This is a genomic window from Arthrobacter terricola, assembly GCF_004354015.1.
Lineage (GTDB): Bacteria > Actinomycetota > Actinomycetes > Actinomycetales > Micrococcaceae > Arthrobacter > Arthrobacter terricola.
Window position 1 is genome coordinate 1 of sequence record NZ_SMRU01000030.1, and the last position, 18846, is coordinate 18846.

At 63.5% G+C, this 18846-nt stretch carries 17 protein-coding genes; 10 read left to right on the plus strand and 7 right to left on the minus strand.

Annotated features, from left to right (window positions below):
• Positions 1-495: 495 nt before the first annotated feature.
• Complete coding sequence (locus tag E1809_RS20790) at positions 496-951, minus strand: MarR family winged helix-turn-helix transcriptional regulator (RefSeq protein ID WP_133206151.1); 456 nt, start codon at positions 949-951, stop codon at positions 496-498.
• A gap of 173 nt (positions 952-1124) precedes the next feature.
• Between E1809_RS20790 and E1809_RS20795 the strand changes: the two genes are divergently transcribed.
• Complete coding sequence (locus E1809_RS20795) at positions 1125-2348, plus strand: MFS transporter (protein WP_133206152.1); 1224 nt, start codon at positions 1125-1127, stop codon at positions 2346-2348.
• Positions 2349-2429: 81 nt separating this feature from the next.
• Here E1809_RS20795 and E1809_RS20800 read toward each other — a convergent pair whose 3' ends face one another.
• The gene (locus E1809_RS20800; RefSeq protein ID WP_133206153.1) at positions 2430-3326 is read right to left on the minus strand and encodes a DNA-formamidopyrimidine glycosylase family protein; all 897 of its coding nucleotides are present in this window, start codon (positions 3324-3326) and stop codon (positions 2430-2432) included.
• Between the two features lie 164 nt (positions 3327-3490).
• On the opposite strand from E1809_RS20800, the gene gcvH reads away from it, so the two are divergent.
• The 5 genes from gcvH to E1809_RS20825 all read left to right on the plus strand — a co-directional run bounded on the left by gcvH (position 3491) and on the right by E1809_RS20825 (position 6575).
• The gene (gene gcvH / locus E1809_RS20805) at positions 3491-3877 is read left to right on the plus strand and encodes a glycine cleavage system protein GcvH (protein ID WP_133206154.1); all 387 of its coding nucleotides are present in this window, start codon (positions 3491-3493) and stop codon (positions 3875-3877) included.
• Between the two features lie 143 nt (positions 3878-4020).
• Positions 4021-4500 carry an FHA domain-containing protein gene (locus E1809_RS20810; protein ID WP_133206155.1) on the plus strand — a complete coding sequence of 160 codons (480 nt, stop codon included), beginning with the start codon at positions 4021-4023 and terminating at the stop codon, positions 4498-4500.
• 20 nt (positions 4501-4520) lie between these two features.
• Positions 4521-5237, plus strand: a complete 717-nt coding sequence (gene ftsR / locus E1809_RS20815) for a transcriptional regulator FtsR (RefSeq protein WP_133206156.1) — start codon at positions 4521-4523, stop codon at positions 5235-5237.
• The gene (locus E1809_RS20820; RefSeq protein WP_133206204.1) at positions 5237-5740 is read left to right on the plus strand and encodes a bifunctional nuclease family protein; all 504 of its coding nucleotides are present in this window, start codon (positions 5237-5239) and stop codon (positions 5738-5740) included. Before ftsR ends, E1809_RS20820 begins: the two co-directional genes overlap by 1 nt.
• A 241-nt stretch (positions 5741-5981) precedes the next feature.
• Complete coding sequence (locus E1809_RS20825) at positions 5982-6575, plus strand: MerR family transcriptional regulator (protein WP_133206157.1); 594 nt, start codon at positions 5982-5984, stop codon at positions 6573-6575.
• Positions 6576-6700: 125 nt separating this feature from the next.
• Here E1809_RS20825 and E1809_RS20830 read toward each other — a convergent pair whose 3' ends face one another.
• On the minus strand, positions 6701-7519 hold the full coding sequence (locus tag E1809_RS20830; RefSeq protein WP_133206158.1) for a ParA family protein: 819 nt from the start codon (positions 7517-7519) through the stop codon (positions 6701-6703).
• 313 nt (positions 7520-7832) lie between these two features.
• On the opposite strand from E1809_RS20830, the gene E1809_RS20835 reads away from it, so the two are divergent.
• The gene (locus E1809_RS20835; protein WP_133206159.1) at positions 7833-11228 is read left to right on the plus strand and encodes a pyruvate carboxylase; all 3396 of its coding nucleotides are present in this window, start codon (positions 7833-7835) and stop codon (positions 11226-11228) included.
• Between the two features lie 81 nt (positions 11229-11309).
• Here the strand turns inward: E1809_RS20835 and E1809_RS20840 are convergent, their stop codons facing one another.
• Positions 11310-13118, minus strand: coding sequence for an AMP-dependent synthetase/ligase (locus tag E1809_RS20840; protein WP_133206160.1), 1809 nt, complete (start codon positions 13116-13118; stop codon positions 11310-11312).
• A gap of 242 nt (positions 13119-13360) precedes the next feature.
• Between E1809_RS20840 and E1809_RS20845 the strand changes: the two genes are divergently transcribed.
• Positions 13361-14428 (plus strand): ROK family glucokinase, encoded by a 1068-nt coding sequence (locus E1809_RS20845; protein WP_235835704.1) that lies wholly within the window; start codon positions 13361-13363, stop codon positions 14426-14428.
• A gap of 26 nt (positions 14429-14454) precedes the next feature.
• On the opposite strand, the gene E1809_RS20850 is transcribed toward E1809_RS20845, so the two are convergent.
• The 3 genes from E1809_RS20850 to E1809_RS20860 are packed head-to-tail and all read right to left on the minus strand — an operon-like array spanning position 14455 to position 16413.
• Positions 14455-14985, minus strand: a complete 531-nt coding sequence (locus E1809_RS20850; RefSeq protein WP_133206162.1) for a hypothetical protein — start codon at positions 14983-14985, stop codon at positions 14455-14457.
• Complete coding sequence (locus E1809_RS20855; RefSeq protein ID WP_133206163.1) at positions 14978-15784, minus strand: alpha/beta hydrolase; 807 nt, start codon at positions 15782-15784, stop codon at positions 14978-14980. Before E1809_RS20855 ends, E1809_RS20850 begins: the two co-directional genes overlap by 8 nt.
• The gene (locus tag E1809_RS20860; protein ID WP_133206164.1) at positions 15781-16413 is read right to left on the minus strand and encodes an alpha/beta hydrolase; all 633 of its coding nucleotides are present in this window, start codon (positions 16411-16413) and stop codon (positions 15781-15783) included. The genes E1809_RS20855 and E1809_RS20860 overlap by 4 nt, the downstream gene beginning before the upstream one ends.
• A 101-nt stretch (positions 16414-16514) precedes the next feature.
• Here E1809_RS20860 and E1809_RS20865 point away from each other — a divergent pair, with 101 nt between their 5' ends.
• Positions 16515-17324, plus strand: coding sequence for a lysophospholipid acyltransferase family protein (locus E1809_RS20865; protein ID WP_133206165.1), 810 nt, complete (start codon positions 16515-16517; stop codon positions 17322-17324).
• A 73-nt stretch (positions 17325-17397) separates the two neighbouring features.
• Positions 17398-18813 carry a class II 3-deoxy-7-phosphoheptulonate synthase gene (locus tag E1809_RS20870; protein ID WP_374102640.1) on the plus strand — a complete coding sequence of 472 codons (1416 nt, stop codon included), beginning with the start codon at positions 17398-17400 and terminating at the stop codon, positions 18811-18813.
• The last annotated feature ends 33 nt before the right edge of the window (positions 18814-18846 follow it).

An 18846-nucleotide genomic window follows, 5' to 3' on the forward strand; every position in this document is an offset into this window, starting at 1 on the left:
TGGCTCAGGCGTTGGACATCGATCCCCGGCTCATCGACCCGCGGGCGGACCAAGACGGGGATCCACCCAAGGTCAGGCCCGAGCACACGCCCAAGAGCAACACGGCTCCGGTTGATGTGAGTGCACTCGTGTGTGCACCCTGCCGGAAAGGCCCGAAAACAAGAGGGAACTAGCGGAGATGCATAGCCCCTATATATGAGGCACAAGGCCACCAGATGCACCCACGGGACAGTGGGGATATGGTGGCCTTGTTACTGGGGGTCAAGGGGTCGCAGGTTCAAATCCTGTCAGCCCGACCGCAAAGTATGGAAGCAACGTCCCGGAAACCTTTGGTTTCCGGGACGTTTGCGTTAAGCACTGACTGGGACGCGCGACGCCGAACATGCTCCGCGACACGGAAAAGCCGTGGCGACACTGGAATTCGGAATTTATCGAACTGTCACAGACAGCTTGATAAATTCCGCTTTTCCGCGTCGCAGGTCCTTTTGTGTGTCGTCAGGCGGAGTGAACGGCCTGCAGTGCGCCGAGTGCCTTGACCAAAGGCTCCAGCTCCGGGACCGATTCTGCTGCCGCGAGCGATTCCGCGAGTGTTTCGTCGTGCACGGGCCGGGCCGCAAGGAGCAGCTTCTGGCCGGCGTCGGTGAGTTCGGTATAGATCCCGCGGCGGTCGTCGGCGCATAGGATCCTGGTCAGCAGGGCGCGCTCCTCAAGCCTGTTCACCAGCCGTGTGGTGGCGCTGCTGGACAAGGCTGTCGCCCTGGCGAGCTGCTGCATCCTCATGTGCCAGCCATCCTGCCGGCTGAGAGCGTCCAAAACCGTGTATTCGACCACTGAGAGCTCCACGGCCGACTGCAACGCCTTCTCCAGTGCCGTCTCGATGTTCCCGTGCAAGGCTGCCAGCGTCCGCCACCCCTGCGCCCGCACCTCAACGGCGTCGTCCTTGATGCCCATGTCCTGCGTATCTCCTGCCGGTTGATAAATAAACCAGACGCACCCAAAAGTAGTTGCTTGCGCAATTACATGGCGTGTGCAACTATATATACGGCGTCTGCAACTAATATTCTACGGTTCTCGGCGGCGCACTTCCACTCTTACGGGAATCCATCCCCATCAAGGAGCACAACATGCCAGCAGGGTTGATCGCCCTAGCCCTCGGCGGATTCGGTATCGGACTGACCGAGTTCGTCATTATGGGCCTCTTGCCTGAGGTCGCGACCGAGTTCAATGTCAGTGAGGCCGCTGCCGGCTGGTTCATCACCGGCTACGCCCTGAGCGTCGTTGTCGGGGCCCTTCTGGTCACGGCGGCGGTAACCCGCTTGCCCCGGAAGCCAGTGCTGATCGGGCTTTTGGTCCTCTTCATCGCTGGGAACTTCCTCTGCGCGATCGCCGACAGCTACCAGGCCATGATCGTCGGTCGCGTCGTCGCCGCACTTTGCCACGGTGCCTTCTTCGGTATCGGATCAGTGGTCGCAGCCGGTCTGGTGCCCGCGAACAAGAAGGCCGGAGCCATCGCGATCATGTTCACCGGCCTGACCGCCGCCAACGTTCTCGGAGTTCCGTTCGGAACCTTCCTTGGCCAGAACCTTGGCTGGCGTTCCACGTTCTGGGCCATCACCATCATTGGCGTCGCGGCACTCGTGGGAATCGCGGTAATGGTTCCACGGGCCAATGACGACGCCGAAGCGAACAGCGTGCGCGGTGAGTTGCGGGCTTTCGCCTCGGGCCAAGTGTGGCTTTCCATCGTGGTTACGATCCTTGGCTTCGGCGGGATGTTCGGCGCCTTCACCTATATCGCCTTTACCCTGACAGACGTCTCGGGATTCGACCCCCACGCGGTGCCCTGGCTCCTGGTCCTTTTCGGTGCCGGCCTGTTCGTCGGGAACATCGCGGGCGGCAAAGCGGCGGACAAGTCCATCGACAAGGCGCTCGTGGCGATCCTTGCCGGACTGGTGCTGGTCCTGGTGTTTTTCGCGCTCACTGCTGCCAGTCCCGTGGCTACGCTGTTTTCGCTGGCCCTGATGGGCGGCTTCGGATTCGCGACCGTCCCCGGATTGCAGATGCGCGTGATGCACTTTGCCGCGGCGGCACCAACCCTCGCCTCCGGGGCGAACATCGGAGCTTTCAACCTGGGCAATGCACTGGGCGCCTGGCTGGGTGGCGTCACGATCAGCATGGGCTTGGGATACACCTCTCCCATTTGGGTAGGCGCCACCATCACCGTTTCCGCATTGCTTGTGATGATCGGAGCCGCATCAGCGGCCCGGCGCGGGGAAGCAGCGCGGCTGGCTTCCGCGCACAAAGCAGCTCCCGACGTCGGACGCGATCCTGCCGCCGTACCCGCCCCCTGATTGCCGGGCGCCTGACTGTCGGACGCCTAAGGGGGACCTGCCGAAGCCCGCCGCAACTATCGCGGCGGGCTTCGCTTGCGCTCAGGCGACGTCGGGGGAACCGCGCTTGACCAGAACCTCGCCGTCGGTTTGGCATGTAGGGCAGTACTGCAGGGAGGTTCCCACGAACGCAACTTCCCGAATACTGTCCGAACAGACGGGGCATGGCTCTCCCGTTCGTCCGTGGACACGCATGGAGGATTTCTTGGCAGCCTTCAACTCGCCGGGATGCAGGCCCGTGAACTCCTGGACGGCGCCTGACAGTATGTCGTTCATGGTCGTGTAGAGGAGTTGGAGGGCCTCTGGATCCAGCGAGGACGCGGCAACGACGGGGGACAGCTTCGCTGCGTGGAGGATTTCATCGCTGTAGGCGTTGCCGATTCCCGCTATGAGTTTCTGGTCCTTCAGGAGACCCTTGACCTGCTGCCGGTGGGTGAAGAGCTTGCTGAATTCGTTGATTCCGAAAGCGGGGTCGAGCGGTTCCGGACCCAGTTCGGCGATGCCCTTCACCTCAATGGGATCCTTGACGACGAATATGGTCAGCCCCTTCCAAGTGCCGGTATCGGCAAGTATGACCTGATAGCCCCGGTCATCGTTCTCAAAGTCGAACCGGGCTGCGAAATATCCGTCGGGGGAGGGGGCGTCCTCGCCTGGCTGCGTTTCCGAGAACGTCAGCCAACCGGTCTTCGCGAAGTTGACCACCAAGAACAGGAGTCCTGAGTCGCCTGTTTCCGGGAGTCCGTCCGGCGCGATCTTGACGATGATGAACTTCCCTTGCCTGCCCACGGACTCAACCGTTCGCCCGATCAGCGTTTCGAACGGGACATCTGAGATCTTCAAGGCGAATTTTGACGGCAGGAGTGCGTCGGTGATCCTGGAGCCGGATAGGCGCTGGTCGAGGAAGGTGGCCAAGGCGGTGATTTCAGGCAGTTCCGGCATGATCGCGCTCCTTCGACGGCGTTGCAGGAATGTGCGTTGCGGGCCTCGCAACCCATCATCCCAGAGACCTGTGGGGAGCGGGACTGGATGTGCTTATACTTTCAGCGGTGGCCGGAAGCCCGGGCCGCCCTCGTGGTCCTTAACGTACCGATGAAAGGCGACTCATGAGCAACATTCCTGCCGATCTTTCCTACACCGCTGAACATGAATGGGTCAGTGCCCCCAATGCAGACGGCGTCGTGCGCGTCGGCATCACGGATTTCGCCCAGGACGCCCTCGGGGACGTCGTCTACGCCCAACTGCCCGAGCCGGGCACGACCATCAAGGGCAACGACGTCGTAGGCGAGGTTGAATCAACGAAAAGTGTGAGCGATATCTACGCTCCGGTCAGCGGAGAGGTTATCTCCCGCAACGAGGCCCTCGACACCGACTCAGCCTTGATCAACTCGGATCCGTACGGTGACGGCTGGTTGTTCGAGGTCAAGCTTTCGGAAGCGGACGCCATCGAGTCTTTGCTCAGTGCATCAGAGTACGAACAACAGGTAGGCTAAAAGGTATCTGGCCCGCCAAGCTGGTTCTTCCTTTCCAGGGAGGGCGGCAGCGGCGGGCCAGCGGCCCGTTGTGGCCCGGGAGGACCGGGCAGATGCGTAGCCGGCGGTCGGGGACAACTGTCGGCGGATTGAGGAGGATTTCCATGGTTGGCGGCGAGCAGAACCAAGCCCAAGGCGAGTACGGTGCTGGAGAACAGCCAACGTCGGAGACCACCTCAATCCACCTCACGCCCGTGCGGCACCACGATCAAGGTGTCCGCCCGTCCTTGGCACCCGAAGAGCGCGCAGCGGTTGAGGCACTGCCTCCTGGATCCGCGCTGTTGATTGCCCACAGCGGCCCGAACGCCGGGGCCCGTTTCCTCCTGGACTCGGACACTACGACGGCGGGCCGTCACCCGGACGCCGACATCTTCCTGGACGACGTCACGGTTTCGCGCAAGCACGTCCAGTTCCTGCGCACCCCCGAAGGGTTCGAAGTTGTTGACACGGGAAGCCTCAACGGCACCTACGTCAATCAGGACCGCGTGGACAATGTCCTGCTCAAGAACGGCAATGAGGTCCAGATCGGCAAGTTCCGACTCACCTACTACCTGAGCCCTGCCCGCGCAGCAGGCCAGGACTGATTCCGGGGACGCCTGTGGCAATGGCCCAGCCGGAACGGCGCGGACCGCAGGTCCTCAATATAGGGGAGGTCCTCGCCCAGCTCAGCGACGACTTTCCCTCGATGACGGCTTCCAAGATCCGGTTCCTGGAGGAAAAGGGACTGATCAATCCGAAGCGCACGCCGGCGGGATACCGCCAGTATGCGGAGAGCGACGTCGAGCGCCTGCGTTTCGTCCTGGCTCTCCAGCGGGACCAGTACCTTCCGCTCAAGGTGATCAAGGACTATCTGGACGCGATCGACCGCGGCGAACGTCCTGAAAACCTGCCGCCAGGCGTCTCGGTGTCTCCGCGCATTGTTTCGGACGAACTTGCGGCCGAGCTGCAGGGGCGGGCCCGCGCTTTGAGCGAGGAGCAGCTTCGGGCAGAATCCGGTGCCAGCGTTCCCCTCTTGCAGTCCCTCCTCAGCTTCGGGCTAATCAGCCATGTCAATGGCAAGTTCGACGAGCATGCGTTGCAGGTGGCCCGGGCCTGCGTCCAGCTTGAGGGCCATGGATTGGAGCCCCGGCACCTCCGGCCCTTCCAAGCCGCTGCCGATCGCGAGTTCGGCCTCGTGGAGCGGGTTGTGGCCCCTTTGACGTCCCGCAAGGACGCCGCATCGCAGTCCCGGGCCGCTGAAGCCGCCCGGGAAATCAGCGAACTCTGCCTTAGCCTGCACCGTGCCCTGGTGCAGGACCGGATCTCCCGTATGGACGCATGATGATTGAAGTCGAAATTGTCGGAGTCCGGATTGAGTTGCCCTCAAACCAGCCGCTTGTCCTCCTTCGCGAGATGCACGGCGAACGGCATGTGCCGATCTGGATCGGAACGCCTGAAGCGAGTGCGATTGCCTTGGCCCAGCAGGGCGTGGTCCCGCCGCGCCCGATGACCCATGACTTGTTGATCGACGTTGTCGAGTCCCTTGGGCACTCGATCATCAGCGTCAACATCGTGGCGGTCGAGGACAACATCTTCTACGGCCAGCTGCAGTTCGACGACGGAACCGTAGTAAGTTCGCGGGCTTCGGATGCGCTGGCCCTTGCGTTGCGGGCGAAGTGCCGGATCTGGTGTGCCGATGCCGTGATGGACGAAGCCGGGGTCAGGATTACCGAGCACGACGAAGGCGAAGAGGCCGAGCCAGGTCCGGACGTCGATGAAGAACGGGAGTTGCGGCGTTTCCGTGAATTCCTGGACGACGTGGAGCCGGAAGACTTCGAAGGCTGATCCATCGCTAAGGTTAAAGTTGAGGGTGAAAGTCTCGACACGATCCAAAAATGGTTCGCACGTCTTTGACCTGAGGCCCTTGCACGCCTAACGTCGAAGATAACAAGTTCCCGTTGCATCCAGGACCGCTCCGCGTCACACTGAAAGGTGCGCACGCGTTGAAATTACACGGTTGCTCTTTCTGATCGTGTTGTGCGCCTCACGCAACATCCCCAAGGGAACTTCGGACAAGGAGGGTCACGTGAGTCCCAAAGGCGAAGCAGGCGAGCTACGGCAGGCCTCGGCTGGCATTGCCGTACCCGCAAGCGGTGCCCAGGGCCTGCTTTTCACCGAGGACCTTCCGGTCCTGGATGAAGATGCCGGCTACCGCGGTCCCACCGCTTGCAAGGCCGCGGGCATCACCTATCGCCAATTGGACTACTGGGCCCGAACCGGGCTTGTTGAGCCTGCAGTGCGCGGTGCCGCGGGCTCCGGTTCGCAGCGACTTTACGGATTCCGGGACATCCTGGTCCTCAAAGTGGTGAAGAGACTCCTGGATACCGGCGTTTCCCTCCAACAGATCCGCTCTGCGGTTGAACACTTGCGTGAGCGCGGAGTGGAAGATTTGGCGCAGATTACGCTCATGAGCGATGGCGCAAGCGTCTATGAATGTACGTCGGCAGATGAAGTCATTGATCTCGTGCAGGGCGGTCAAGGCGTCTTCGGTATCGCAGTCGGCCGCGTGTGGCGCGAAGTCGAGGGGAGCCTCGCAGCTCTTCCCAGCGAACACGCCGTGGAGCAATCCTTTCCCGACGACGAGTTGAGCAAGCGCCGGTCGGCCCGCCGGACCGGATGAACGCCGTCGTGATTTCCGCGCAGGATCCCGCGCAACACTAGACATGAATGAAGCCGCCTTCTTCGGAAGGCGGCTTCATTGCGTTGGGAAGGATTCAGGCCGGGGCCCTGAAAGGCGGAGGCGGCTCAGCGTTGGCGTCGTTCCCGCGTACCATTGTGGGCCGCAAGCATGTTTTCCAGGAGCGTGTCGAAAAGCTTGGCAGTGTTCTTTGCGGAGTCGCCCGGCCAATGGTGCACGGCGTGGGCTGCGCCTTGGATCTGCTGCCAGTTCGCTTGTTCAGGAATATGCGGAGACAACAGCAGGTCTCCGAACATCGATTCCATCTCGGCAAGCCTGAAGCTGTGCTCGGACGACGTTGGCCTGACGCGGTTGGCGACGATGCCGCCCGGGGCCAATTTCGGCGCGAATTCCTGGCGGAACAACTGGATGGCGCGCATAGTGCGTTCGGTTCCGGCGACGGAAAACAGACCCGGTTCGGCAACCAGGACCACGCGGTCGCTCGCGCCCCATGCCATACGGGTCAGTCCGTTGAGGGAGGGAGGGCAATCGACCAGGACCAGTTCGTACTGGTCGGCGGGCGCCAGGACCGACGAAAGGCGCCGGAGGTCGCGCCGGCCGAGGTCGGGCCGGTCGTAGATTCCGGTGTAGGCGGATCCGATCGCGACGTCGAGGGCGGAGGGTTCGCCGTTGCGGCGGGCGTGCTCTACCCAGCCGCTCGTGACGACGTTCTCGGGAAGCTTCGCTTTGCGGGGGTTCTTCAGCATGCGGCCGATGTCGAGCTGGTCGCCGGCCTGGACGCCGAGGGCAGTGGTTGCGTCGGCGTGGGGATCGAGGTCCACAACAAGGGTGGGGATGCCTGCAGTCAATGCGGCCGAGGCTAGCCCAGTGGTTACGGATGTTTTTCCTACGCCGCCCTTGAGGCTGCTGATGCTGACTACTTGCACTTGAAAACCCAAAACCTAACGCCGGTTACCGTGTCGCGGTGCTTCTGTTCCGATGAGGCCGGAACCGGGGCTCTGCCGCCGCCCTTCAACATCATATGTGGAGTCGCCGCAGAATCCCGCCTTATCCACTCCGAGGGGCTTTGATCTCCGTTACTTCCCAAGTCCCATAGCACGTGTATCCGGACCGTGCGCGAATGTACACTGCTCGTGACGATTCTCTATGTGACCGTCAACACAAAGATTTGTATTTGTGTGTGGAGGTCTTACACACTGTGACCACCGACCGTTACACCCGCAATGATGCAGGAGAAGCATGTTTTCCAAGATTCTGGTGGCTAATCGCGGCGAAATCGCGATCAGGGCCTTCCGCGCCGGCTACGAACTCGGCGCAAAAACGGTAGCGGTCTTCCCGCATGAGGATCGTAACTCGATCCATAGGCAGAAGGCCGATGAGGCGTACCTGATTGGCCAGCAAGGCCATCCGGTTCGCGCCTATCTGGATGTTGACGAAATTGTCCGCGTCGCCAAGGAAGCGGGTGCAGACGCAATCTACCCGGGCTACGGGTTCCTTTCGGAGAACCCGGACCTTGCCCGGGCAGCCCAGGAAGCCGGAATCACGTTCGTCGGCCCGCCTGCCGAAGTGCTTGAGCTTGCGGGCAACAAGGTCGCTGCGCTTGAGGCCGCGCGCAAGGCAGGCGTACCGGTCCTGAAGTCGAGCGCGCCCTCCCGTGACGTGGACGAGCTCATCGCTGCGGCGGACGAGATCGGCTTCCCCATCTTCGCCAAGGCTGTTGCCGGTGGTGGCGGTCGTGGCATGCGCCGCGTCGAAACCCGGGAAGAGCTTCCGGAAGCGCTGCAGTCGGCAATGCGCGAAGCGGACGCTGCGTTCGGCGATCCCACGATGTTCCTCGAGCAGGCCGTGCTGCGCCCCCGCCACATCGAGGTCCAGATCCTGGCCGACGCCGAGGGCAACGTCATGCACCTCTTCGAGCGTGACTGTTCACTCCAGCGCCGACACCAGAAGGTCGTCGAAATCGCGCCGGCCCCCAACCTGGACGAATCCATCCGCCAGGCCCTGTACCGGGACGCCGTTGCCTTCGCCAAGGCACTCAACTACGTCAATGCCGGCACCGTTGAATTCCTCGTGGACACGGAAGGCGCCCGCGCCGGCCAGCACGTGTTCATCGAGATGAATCCGCGTATCCAGGTGGAGCACACGGTCACCGAAGAAATCACCGACGTTGACCTGGTCCAGGCCCAGATGCGCATCGCGTCGGGCGAAACCCTCGCGGACCTCGGCCTCAGCCAGGAGTCGGTCTCCGTCAAGGGTGCAGCCCTCCAGTGCCGCATCACCACTGAGGACCCCGCAAACGGCTTCCGCCCCGACGTCGGACGGATCACCGGTTACCGTTCCGCCGGTGGAGCGGGCGTGCGTCTCGACGGCGGTACGGTTTACTCGGGTGCCGAGATCAGCCCCCACTTCGACTCCATGCTGGTGAAGCTGACCTGCCGAGGCCGTGACTACCCGGCCGCCGTCGCCCGCGCACGCCGTGGCCTTGCCGAATTCCGGATCCGTGGCGTGTCCACCAACATTCCGTTCCTGCAGGCCGTGCTCGCCGATCCGGACTTCATCGCCGGCAACGTAGCGACCGACTTCATCGACAAGCGCCCGGAACTCCTGAAGTCCCACGTCTCCGCGGACCGTGGAACCAAGCTGCTCACCTGGCTTGCCGACGTCACCGTCAACAAGCCCAACGGCGAGCTCAAGGTCCACACTGATCCGGCGATCAAGCTTCCGAAGATCACCGGTCCGGTCCCGAGCTCCGGCTCGCGGCAGAAACTGAAGGAACTGGGACCCGAAGGCTTCGCGAAGGCGCTTCGCGAGCAACAGGCCGTGGCCGTCACGGACACGACGTTCCGCGACGCCCACCAGTCCCTCCTCGCCACACGCGTCCGCACCAGGGACCTCGTAGCGGCCGGCCCCGCAGTCACCGCGCTCCTCCCGGAACTCTTGTCCGTAGAAGCGTGGGGCGGCGCCACCTATGACGTCGCGCTGCGCTTCCTCGGCGAAGACCCGTGGGAACGCTTGGCTGCGCTGCGCAAGGCATTGCCGAACACCTGTATTCAGATGCTTTTGCGCGGCCGCAACACGGTCGGCTACACGCCGTACCCGGAAGAAGTGACCGAAGCTTTCGTCAACGAGGCAGCCGCCACCGGCATCGACATCTTCCGGATCTTCGACGCGCTCAACGACGTCAACCAGATGGCTCCCGCGATCCGCGCCGTGCGCGCCACAGGCACGGCGGTGGCTGAAGTCGCCCTGTGCTACACCGGCGATCTCCTTGATCCGAACGAGAAGCTGTACACGCTCGACTACTACCTGGACCTCGCCCAGAAGATCGTCGACGCCGGTGCCCACATCCTCGCCATCAAGGACATGGCCGGCCTACTTCGCCCGGCCGCGGCAGCGAAGCTTGTAACGGCCCTGCGTGAGCGCTTCGACCTCCCGGTCCACTTGCACACCCACGACACCGCTGGCGGCCAACTGGCCACCCTGCTGGCGGCCGTGGACGCCGGTGTGGACGCGGTCGACGTCGCCTCTGCATCCCTCGCGGGAACCACCAGTCAGCCATCCGCTTCCGCCCTGGTGGCCGCGTTGGCACACACTCCGCGCGATACCGGCCTCAGCCTGGCCGGCGTGAGCGCCCTGGAGCCGTACTGGGAAGGCGTGCGCCGCGTCTACGCGCCGTTCGAATCCGGACTCCCGGGTCCCACCGGACGTGTGTACCAGCACGAGATCCCGGGCGGCCAGCTGTCCAACCTTCGCCAGCAGGCCATGGCTTTGGGACTCGGCGAACGCTTCGAGGCCATCGAAGACATGTACACCGCGGCGGACCGCATCCTGGGCCACCTCGTGAAGGTGACTCCTTCGTCCAAGGTGGTAGGCGACCTCGCCTTGCATCTTGTGGGAATCAACGCCGATCCGGCGGACTTCAACGAGAATCCGCAGAGCTACGACATCCCGGACTCCGTGATCGGCTTCCTGTCCGGCGAGCTGGGCGATCCTCCCGGAGGATGGCCGGAACCGTTCCGGACCAAGGCCCTCCAAGGACGCAGCATCAAGGTCCGCGACGTGGAGCTGAGCGCCGAGGACAGTGCGGCCCTCAAGGGCGATTCCAAGACGCGCCAGCGGACTTTGAACCGCCTCCTGTTCGATGGTCCCACCAAGGACTACCTCAAGAGCGTCGAAACCTACGGCAACTTGTCCGTGCTCGACACCCGTGACTACCTTTACGGCCTCCAGCTCGGTGCCGAACATGTCATGGAGCTGGAAAAGGGTGTGCGCCTCATTGCATCCCTCGAAGCGGTTTCCGAGCCGGACGAAAAGGGCATGCGCACGGTCATGTGCAAGCTCAACGGACAGTCCCGCCCCGTAGTGGTTCGCGACAAGTCGGTTGTCAGCAACGTGAAGACGGCGGAGAAGGCGGACACGTCCCAGCCGGGCCACGTCGCGGCTCCGTTCGCGGGCGCCGTCACGGTCACGGTGAAGCCCGGCGACGCCGTCAATGCCGGCGACACCGTTGCCACGATTGAGGCGATGAAGATGGAGGCATCTATCACGACGCCGGTAAGCGGCACGGTCTCGCGCCTCGCCATCAACAAGGTGGAACAGGTGCAGGGCGGCGATTTGCTGATCGTCGTCGAGTAGTGTGACGTCCCCGGCAGGGGACACAAAGGAGGGGTCCCGGGCTTCACAGCCCGGGACCCCTCCTTTCGTTTGACGGCAGATTCAGGACGCTTTCGGAGCGGAGTACATTTCCTCGATCACGGCGTCGAAGTCTTTCAAGACTTGTGCCCGCTTCACCTTCAAGGACGGCGTCAGATGGCCGGACGCCTCGGTGAAGTCCGAAGGGATGATCCGGAACGACTTGATGGCCTCGGCCTGGGAAACCGACTGGTTTGCGCGGTTGATCAGTTCCTGGACAGCCGCCCTGACCGTTGCGTTCTCCGTGGCGTCCTCCACGCTGGTAGACGTGGGAAGGCCGTGGCGCTCGAGCCAGCCCGGCAATGCTTCCTCATCCAGGGTGACGAGTGCTCCCACGAACGGCCTGTTGTCGCCTATCACCAGGACCTGGGAGACGAGGGCATCTGCCCGGATCTGGTCTTCGAGGAGGGCCGGCACAACGTTCTTGCCGCTCGCCGTGACGATGATCTCCTTTTTGCGGCCGGTGATTTTCAGGAAGCCCTGTTCGTCCAGTTCGCCGATATCGCCCGTGCGAAACCATCCATCGACGAATGTGTCCGCGGAGAGGTCTTCCCGCTTGTAGTAGCCCTTCATGACGCAGACACCCTTGGCGAGGATTTCGCCGTCTTCGGCAATCTTGACCGCGTTGCCGGGCAGCGGCGCCCCGACGGTACCGATCTTGATCAGGGACGGGGTGTTCACCGAGATGGGCGCGGTGGTCTCGGTGAGTCCGTACCCTTCCAGGATCTGCAGTCCGATCCCGTGGAAGAAATGGCCCAGGCGTTCGCCGAGGGGACCTCCGCCGGAAACGGCGTGGTGGACGTTGCCGCCCATCGCGGCACGCAGCTTTCCGTAGACGAGCCGGTCGAAGATCGCGTGCTTTAGCTTCAACGCGATTCCGACTGAACCCGCTTGGCGCGCCTTGGAGTAGGCGATCGCCGTGTCTACGGCCCGGTGGAAGATGGCTCCCTTGCCGCCGTCTTCGGCCTTCGTGAGGGCCGAATTGAAGACCTTTTCGAATACGCGGGGGACGGCGAGGATGAACGATGGCTGGAAACTCTGCAGGTCCGCCAGCAGGTTCTTGATATCCGGAGTGTGCGCCACTTGGGCGCCGGCCGCGACAGCCAACACCGAAATGAAGCGGGCAAACACGTGGGCCAAGGGAAGGAACATGATGGTCTTGGCATTTTCGTTGACCACGTCCCCGAGCGAAGCCAACGCGTTCTCCGAGAGCTCCACGAAATTCCCGTGCGTGAGCTCGCACCCCTTCGGACGGCCAGTGGTGCCGGAGGTATAGATGATCGTGGCGACGTCGCTAAGGACGGCGTGGCTGCGGCGGCTTTCGAGCTCCTCGTCGCTGACGCCCGTGCCGGCGTTGCGCAGGACGTCCAGTCCGTCCCCGAGCTGCCAGACGTTGGTCACGGCCTCAAGGCCTTCGGCTGTGACAGCCCGCCGGATGACGTCTTCGTGGTGGGCGGATTCGGCGAACGCCGCAACCGCTCCGGAATCGCCGAGGTTCCAAGCCACTTGGGACGGCGACGACGTTTCGTAGATCGGCACTGAAATTCCGCCGGCGAACCAGATGGCGAAGTCCACCAGCGACCAGTCATAACGTGTCCTGGACATGATGCCGACGCGATCTCCGGGCTCCACACCGTTGGCGATCAGTCCCTTCGCCAAGGCGGAGACATCTTGGAGGAACTCGACGGCCCGGATGTCCTGCCATTGGCCTGCGGTGTCGAGGGTGGCGAACAATGCCGGGTTGGAGGGATTGGCGGCCTGACGGATCACGAGGTCCGTGATGTTGGTTTCGGGGGCAACATTTACGAGGGGCGGAACACTGAATTCACGCACGATAGCTCCTTCGATATCAACAGACCATTGCGGGGCTGCTCTAACTCTATACGGCCCGGTCAGGGGTGTGTCGCAGTTCACCGCTCCAAGTTACTGATGAGTAACCTTACGGGAAGTGTCCTGTTCCTCAAAGAGGCCGGGCGTGAAGGCGCACCATGTCCTGACAAATGCTGCTCTCGGAATATGATGTCCACATGCCTCTCAATCCACCCAACGACCAGACCCCATCAAGAGTTCGGGACGTGTCCTGGCCAGGATCCGGATCGGCGCTCCGCCGCCTCGCCCGCAAGAAGGGTGGCCGGCGCGGGGAGGCTGTTCCCTGGGCTGCGCGGCGCGCGCATCTCGGACGCCGGGGCTTGGCTATCGGGATTGACATTGGCGGAACCAAAGTGGCGGCGGGCGTTGTTGATCCCTCCGGACAGGTTGTCGAGGAAGCACGGCGATCCACCCCCGGGAACGATGCCCGTGCCGTTGAGCGGGTGATCGTCGAGCTCGTCCAGGAACTCGGAATGAACCACAGGATCGCTTCCGTCGGGATCGGCGCCGCCGGCTGGATGGATCTCGACGGCGGCACGGTGCTGTTCAGTCCGCACCTCGCCTGGCGTAACGAGCCGCTGCGTGAAAACCTCCAGAGCCTCCTGCGGCGGCCCGTGTTGGTAACCAACGACGCCGATGCCGCCGCATGGGCCGAATGGCGCTTTGGCGCCGGTCAGGGAGAGAGCCGCCTCGTCTGCATCACGCTCGGCACCGGCATAGGCGGGGCAATGGTCATGGACGGCCGGGTGGAACGCGGGCGCTTCGGTGTCGCAGGAGAATTCGGGCACCAGATTGTGGTCCCCGGCGGGCACCGCTGCGAATGCGGCAACCGGGGATGTTGGGAGCAGTACGCGTCCGGCAACGCCCTCGGAAGGGAAGCCCGGGAGCTGGCGCTGCGGAACTCGCCGGTCGCCTACGAATTGCTGAAAGCAGCCGGTGGCTCCGCCGAGGACATCACCGGGATCACCGTGACGGAACGCGCGAAGGCCGGGGACGCGGCGTCGAAAGAACTCTTGGAGGAAGTCGGGCATTGGCTCGGGCTGGGCCTCGCCAACCTCGCCGCCGCGCTGGATCCGGGAACGTTCGTCATCGGCGGGGGACTGTGCGACGCCGGCGAGCTCCTGGTCGGTCCTGCCCGCACATCATTCGCCCGCAACCTGACGGGCCGGGGTTTCCGGCCGACGGCCGACATCAAGCTCGCCGCCCTCGGACCCCGGGCTGGAATGATCGGCGCAGCGGACCTCTCCCGCGTCAACGGCAGGATGCGCGGCTGACCCGAAGCCCGAGGTGCGGTGCCCGATCAGACGCGTGCGCCGTCGTCGTTGTCGTCTTTTTCCTCGGGGAGCTTCATGATGAGGTACACCACTGAGCCGAGGAACGCTGCCAGGATGCCCATGACCGCGAGGAGCGGTGCCGAGCGCCAGAACATGGCGGTGAACAGCAGCGCGATGGGCCCACCGACGGCTCCGAGCCACGCGAGCATCGTCATCGGTTCGGTACCGGCCAGGCTGGGCGGCTCTTCCGGTACGAAGCCGCCGTCGTCCTCTACGCCGTAATCGCGCGGGCCCGTAGCTCCGCCGGCTTCCTCGTCCAAGGACTTCGGCTCCTCCGCCCCCTGCCTGGACAATCCGAGCGGGTCGAAGTCCCTGAAGGAACGGGGCGCGGCGGTGTCCTGGTCCGGACGGCGGCCAGTGACGTCCTCGGGCGGCAGCGTCTCGTCCGGCGCCGTGGACGGCATCGACTCAAGGCGGGCTACGAGATCGAGCCAGACGGCGTCGTCGTCGTTATTGGCGCTCTGGTCCGCGGAGTCCGGCCCTGGCCTGTTATTCATGGCGTGAGTCCCGGAACTCGGAGCCGGAACGTCCGGCATCTGCACCGATCCCGGCCATCGTCTTCTTGATGAATTCGGCGGAACCGCGGAAGATCTCCGGGGCGTCGTTGTCGAGGGTAGCCACGTGGTAGCTGTTTTCGAGGGCGATGAATTCCAAAGGCGCAGTGACGCTTTCCTTCAGTTTCGTGATGCTGAGATCGGAAATAACGTGGTCCACAGTGGACCGGAAGACCCGGACAGGCGCGGAAATGCGGGGGAGGAGAGCCCGAGTGTCCTTGTACAGCTTCTTCAGTTCGTGGGCGGCCGCAACCGGTGTCCTCGGGTAGGCGCCCTCCTCGACGCCCGGCTTGCGGATGTCATTCGCAATGGCCGGCGTTGTTTTCATGACGTATTTGAGGGCGCCGACAATCGCTGCCCGGGGGTCGTCGATGACCAACCCGGGATTGACGACGACGGTACCGGCCACCGGGCGGGTGGCGGCGATCCGGAGGGCAAGTGTTGCGCCCATGGACAGGCCGGCGGCGAAGACGAAATCGCATTCGGACTGAAGCTCCAGGTAGGCGGCGTCGACTGCATGGTGCCACTCTTGCCAACGGCGCGTGGACATGTCTTGCCAGCTCGTCCCATGCCCCGGAAGAAGGGGCAAACGGACGGCGTACCCTTCGGCTGCAAGATACTCGGCCCAAGGGCGCATGCTGTGCGGACTGCCCGTGAAACCGTGGCTCATCACGACGCCGACGCTAGGGCCGTCGCCGGTGAAAGTACTGGCGTAGGGCGAAGGATCAGGGAGAGTGTTCATGATGACTCCGAGGCTACTCTGTTGGCGGCATGCTGGAGGAAAAATCTGGAGGATTCGTCAAGTATTGTGGGCGCGTCCACGTCGAGGGTTGCGACATGCCCGCTGGCGAGCAACGTGACAATCTGGAAATCGCGCGCGCCGAGGCGGCGCCGGATCATCGGCAGCGAGCTCGGCGGCACCACGCTGTCCCGGGCAGAAGTGAATACCAGCGTCGGGGCTGAGACCGCCGGCAGGGACAGGTAGCTGGACCGGAAGAGTTTCTTGAGTTCGTGCACGGCTGACAGCGGAGTCCGGGAGTAGTCGCCGTCGTCGGTGGGTGTCGCCGTCGGCTCCTGCTCCTCGACCGGGATGGTGGTGCGCATGAAGTACTTGAGCGCGCCGACGTAGCGGACGCGGCGGTCGTAGAAACTGAGCCCGGGATTGACGACGGCAACGCCGGAAACCGGATGCCGTGCGGCTACCCTAAGCGCCACCGCGCCGCCCTGGTCAGCCAAATATTCGGCCCACGGAAGCATGCTGAGCGGACTGCCGGTGAAACCATGGCAAAGGGTTATTCCGGTACCGGCGTTGGGCCCGTGACCCGGGTAGTGAAAAGGGCCGATGGCGCCCGCGACACCGCTTTCCGTCATGAGTACATCGTGTCACTGTTCCGGACATTTCTCACTGGAGTAGGGTGTCTTCTGGGCGCGGACGGGATGCCGCGCAGAGTCCGCCCGCGAGAGGAACCGACGTGTTCTATTGGGTCATGAAGCGGATCTTCCTGGGTCCGATCGTCAAATTGCTGTTCCGGCCGTGGATCAAAGGCCTCGACAATGTTCCCCATGATGGTGCGGCGATTCTCGCGTCGAACCATTTGTCGTTTTCGGACTCGATTTTCATGCCTTTGATGGTGCCGCGGCCTGTGGTTTTCCTGGCCAAATCCGAATACTTCACCGGCACGGGGCTCAAGGGCAGACTGACTGCGTTGTTCTTTCGGCTCACGAACCAGTTGCCCATGGACCGTTCCGGCGGCGCGGCATCGGAAGTATCCCTTCAGGCGGGCAGGGACATTCTGACTGGAGGAGGGCTCCTGGGCATCTACCCGGAGGGAACCCGCAGCCCGGATGCGCGGCTTTACCGTGGCAAGGTCGGGGTCGCCAAACTCGCGCTCCAAACCCGGGTCCCCGTGGTTCCGGTGGCCATGATAGGAACCGAGAAGGTCCAGCCCATCGGCAAGAGGCTGCCCAACATCCGGCGCATCGGCATCATCTTCGGCCAGCCCCTCGACTTCAGCCGCTATTACGGGCAGGAGGAGGACTACGCCGTCCAGCGGGCAGTCACCGACGAGATCATGTACGAGCTCATGCGGCTCTCGGGGCAGGAATATGTGGACGAATACGCCGCCGTCGTCAAACAACGGCTCGCGGGCCAAAGCACAACAGCGGTGTCCGCAAAGGAGCAGACTACGGGCAGCGCGGATTCGGCGGGCGGGCCAGTCCCGGCTAACGGCGCTCCGGCGGATTCCTCGCCGGACGACGACGGCGACACGCCCGGGCGGTAAGTGTGACGGCCCGGCCATTGCTGGTTACGGAGGCCGTGCGCAGAACAGTGGACAAGGCAATTAGGCTTGGAGGGTGACTGAGTTATCCGCAAACCCCGCACCGTCTGTAATCAGCCCGCTGGCCAGCCCCATGACCAGCACCGCGCAAAGCGGCGCGGCAAACTATCCCGGCTTGGACGACTGGCGGCAGTTGCCTATCTCGCAGCAACCCACGTGGTCCGATTCCGCCGTATTTGACGCCTCAGTCAAGGAACTTTCCGTCCTTCCGCCGCTGGTTTTCGCGGGCGAAGTGGATGTCCTGCGTGAGCGCCTGGCTGCCGCGGCGCAGGGCAAGGCGTTCTTGCTGCAGGGCGGGGACTGCGCCGAGACGTTCGAGGACGCGACGGCGGACAAGATCAGTGCGCGCGTCCGCACCATCCTCCAAATGGCAGTGGTGCTCACTTACGGCGCGGCAATGCCTGTCATCAAGATGGGCCGCATGGCAGGGCAGTTCGCGAAGCCGCGGTCTTCGAACGATGAGACCCGCAACGGCGTGACGCTTCCCGCCTACCGGGGTGACATCGTCAACGGCTACGACTTCACTCCGGAGTCCCGGGCGCACGACGCCAGCCGCATGCTGAAGGCGTACCACACCTCGGCATCCACCTTGAACCTTATCCGTGCCTTCACCCAGGGAGGCTTCGCCGATCTTCGCCTGGTCCATCTGTGGAACAAGGGCTTCACCGAAAACCCGGCCCATGCCCGCTACGAGTCCCTCGCCAGGGACATCGACCGTGCCATCAAGTTCATGGATTCCTGCGGCGCCGACTTCGAAGCGCTCAAGCGAGTGGAGTTCTTCGCGAGCCACGAGGCATTGCTGCTGGACTACGAGCGCGCCTTGACCCGTATCGACTCCCGTACCGGACTTCCTTACGACACGTCGGGGCACTTCCTGTGGATCGGCGAGCGTACCCGCGAGCTCGACCACGCCCACGTAGACTTCTTGTCCCGTGTCCGGAACCCCATCGGCGTCAAGCTCGGTCCTGGCACAACGGGTGATGACGCCCTGCGGCTCATCGAGAGGCTGGACCCGAACCGCGAACCGGGGCGCCTCACGTTCATCACCCGCATGGGTTCGAAGAACATCCGGGAGAAGCTGCCAGCCGTCGTCGAGAAGGTCACGGCGTCCGGCGCACAGGTTCTCTGGGTCACGGATCCCATGCACGGCAACACCGTCACCTCGCCGAACGGCTACAAGACCCGCAACTTCGACGACGTCGTGGACGAAGTGCGCGGCTTCTTCGAAGTCCACCACGGTTTGGGCACGGTCCCCGGCGGCTTGCACATGGAGATGACCGGCGACGACGTCGCTGAATGCCTCGGCGGTGCGGACCCGATCGACCAGGACGCGTTCCTCGACCGCTACGAGTCAGTGTGCGACCCCCGCTTGAACCACATGCAGTCCCTCGAGATGGCATTCCTGGTGGCTGGAGCCCTGGCGCGGCCATAGATTCAGCGCGGCCATAGTGTACGCCAGCCATCG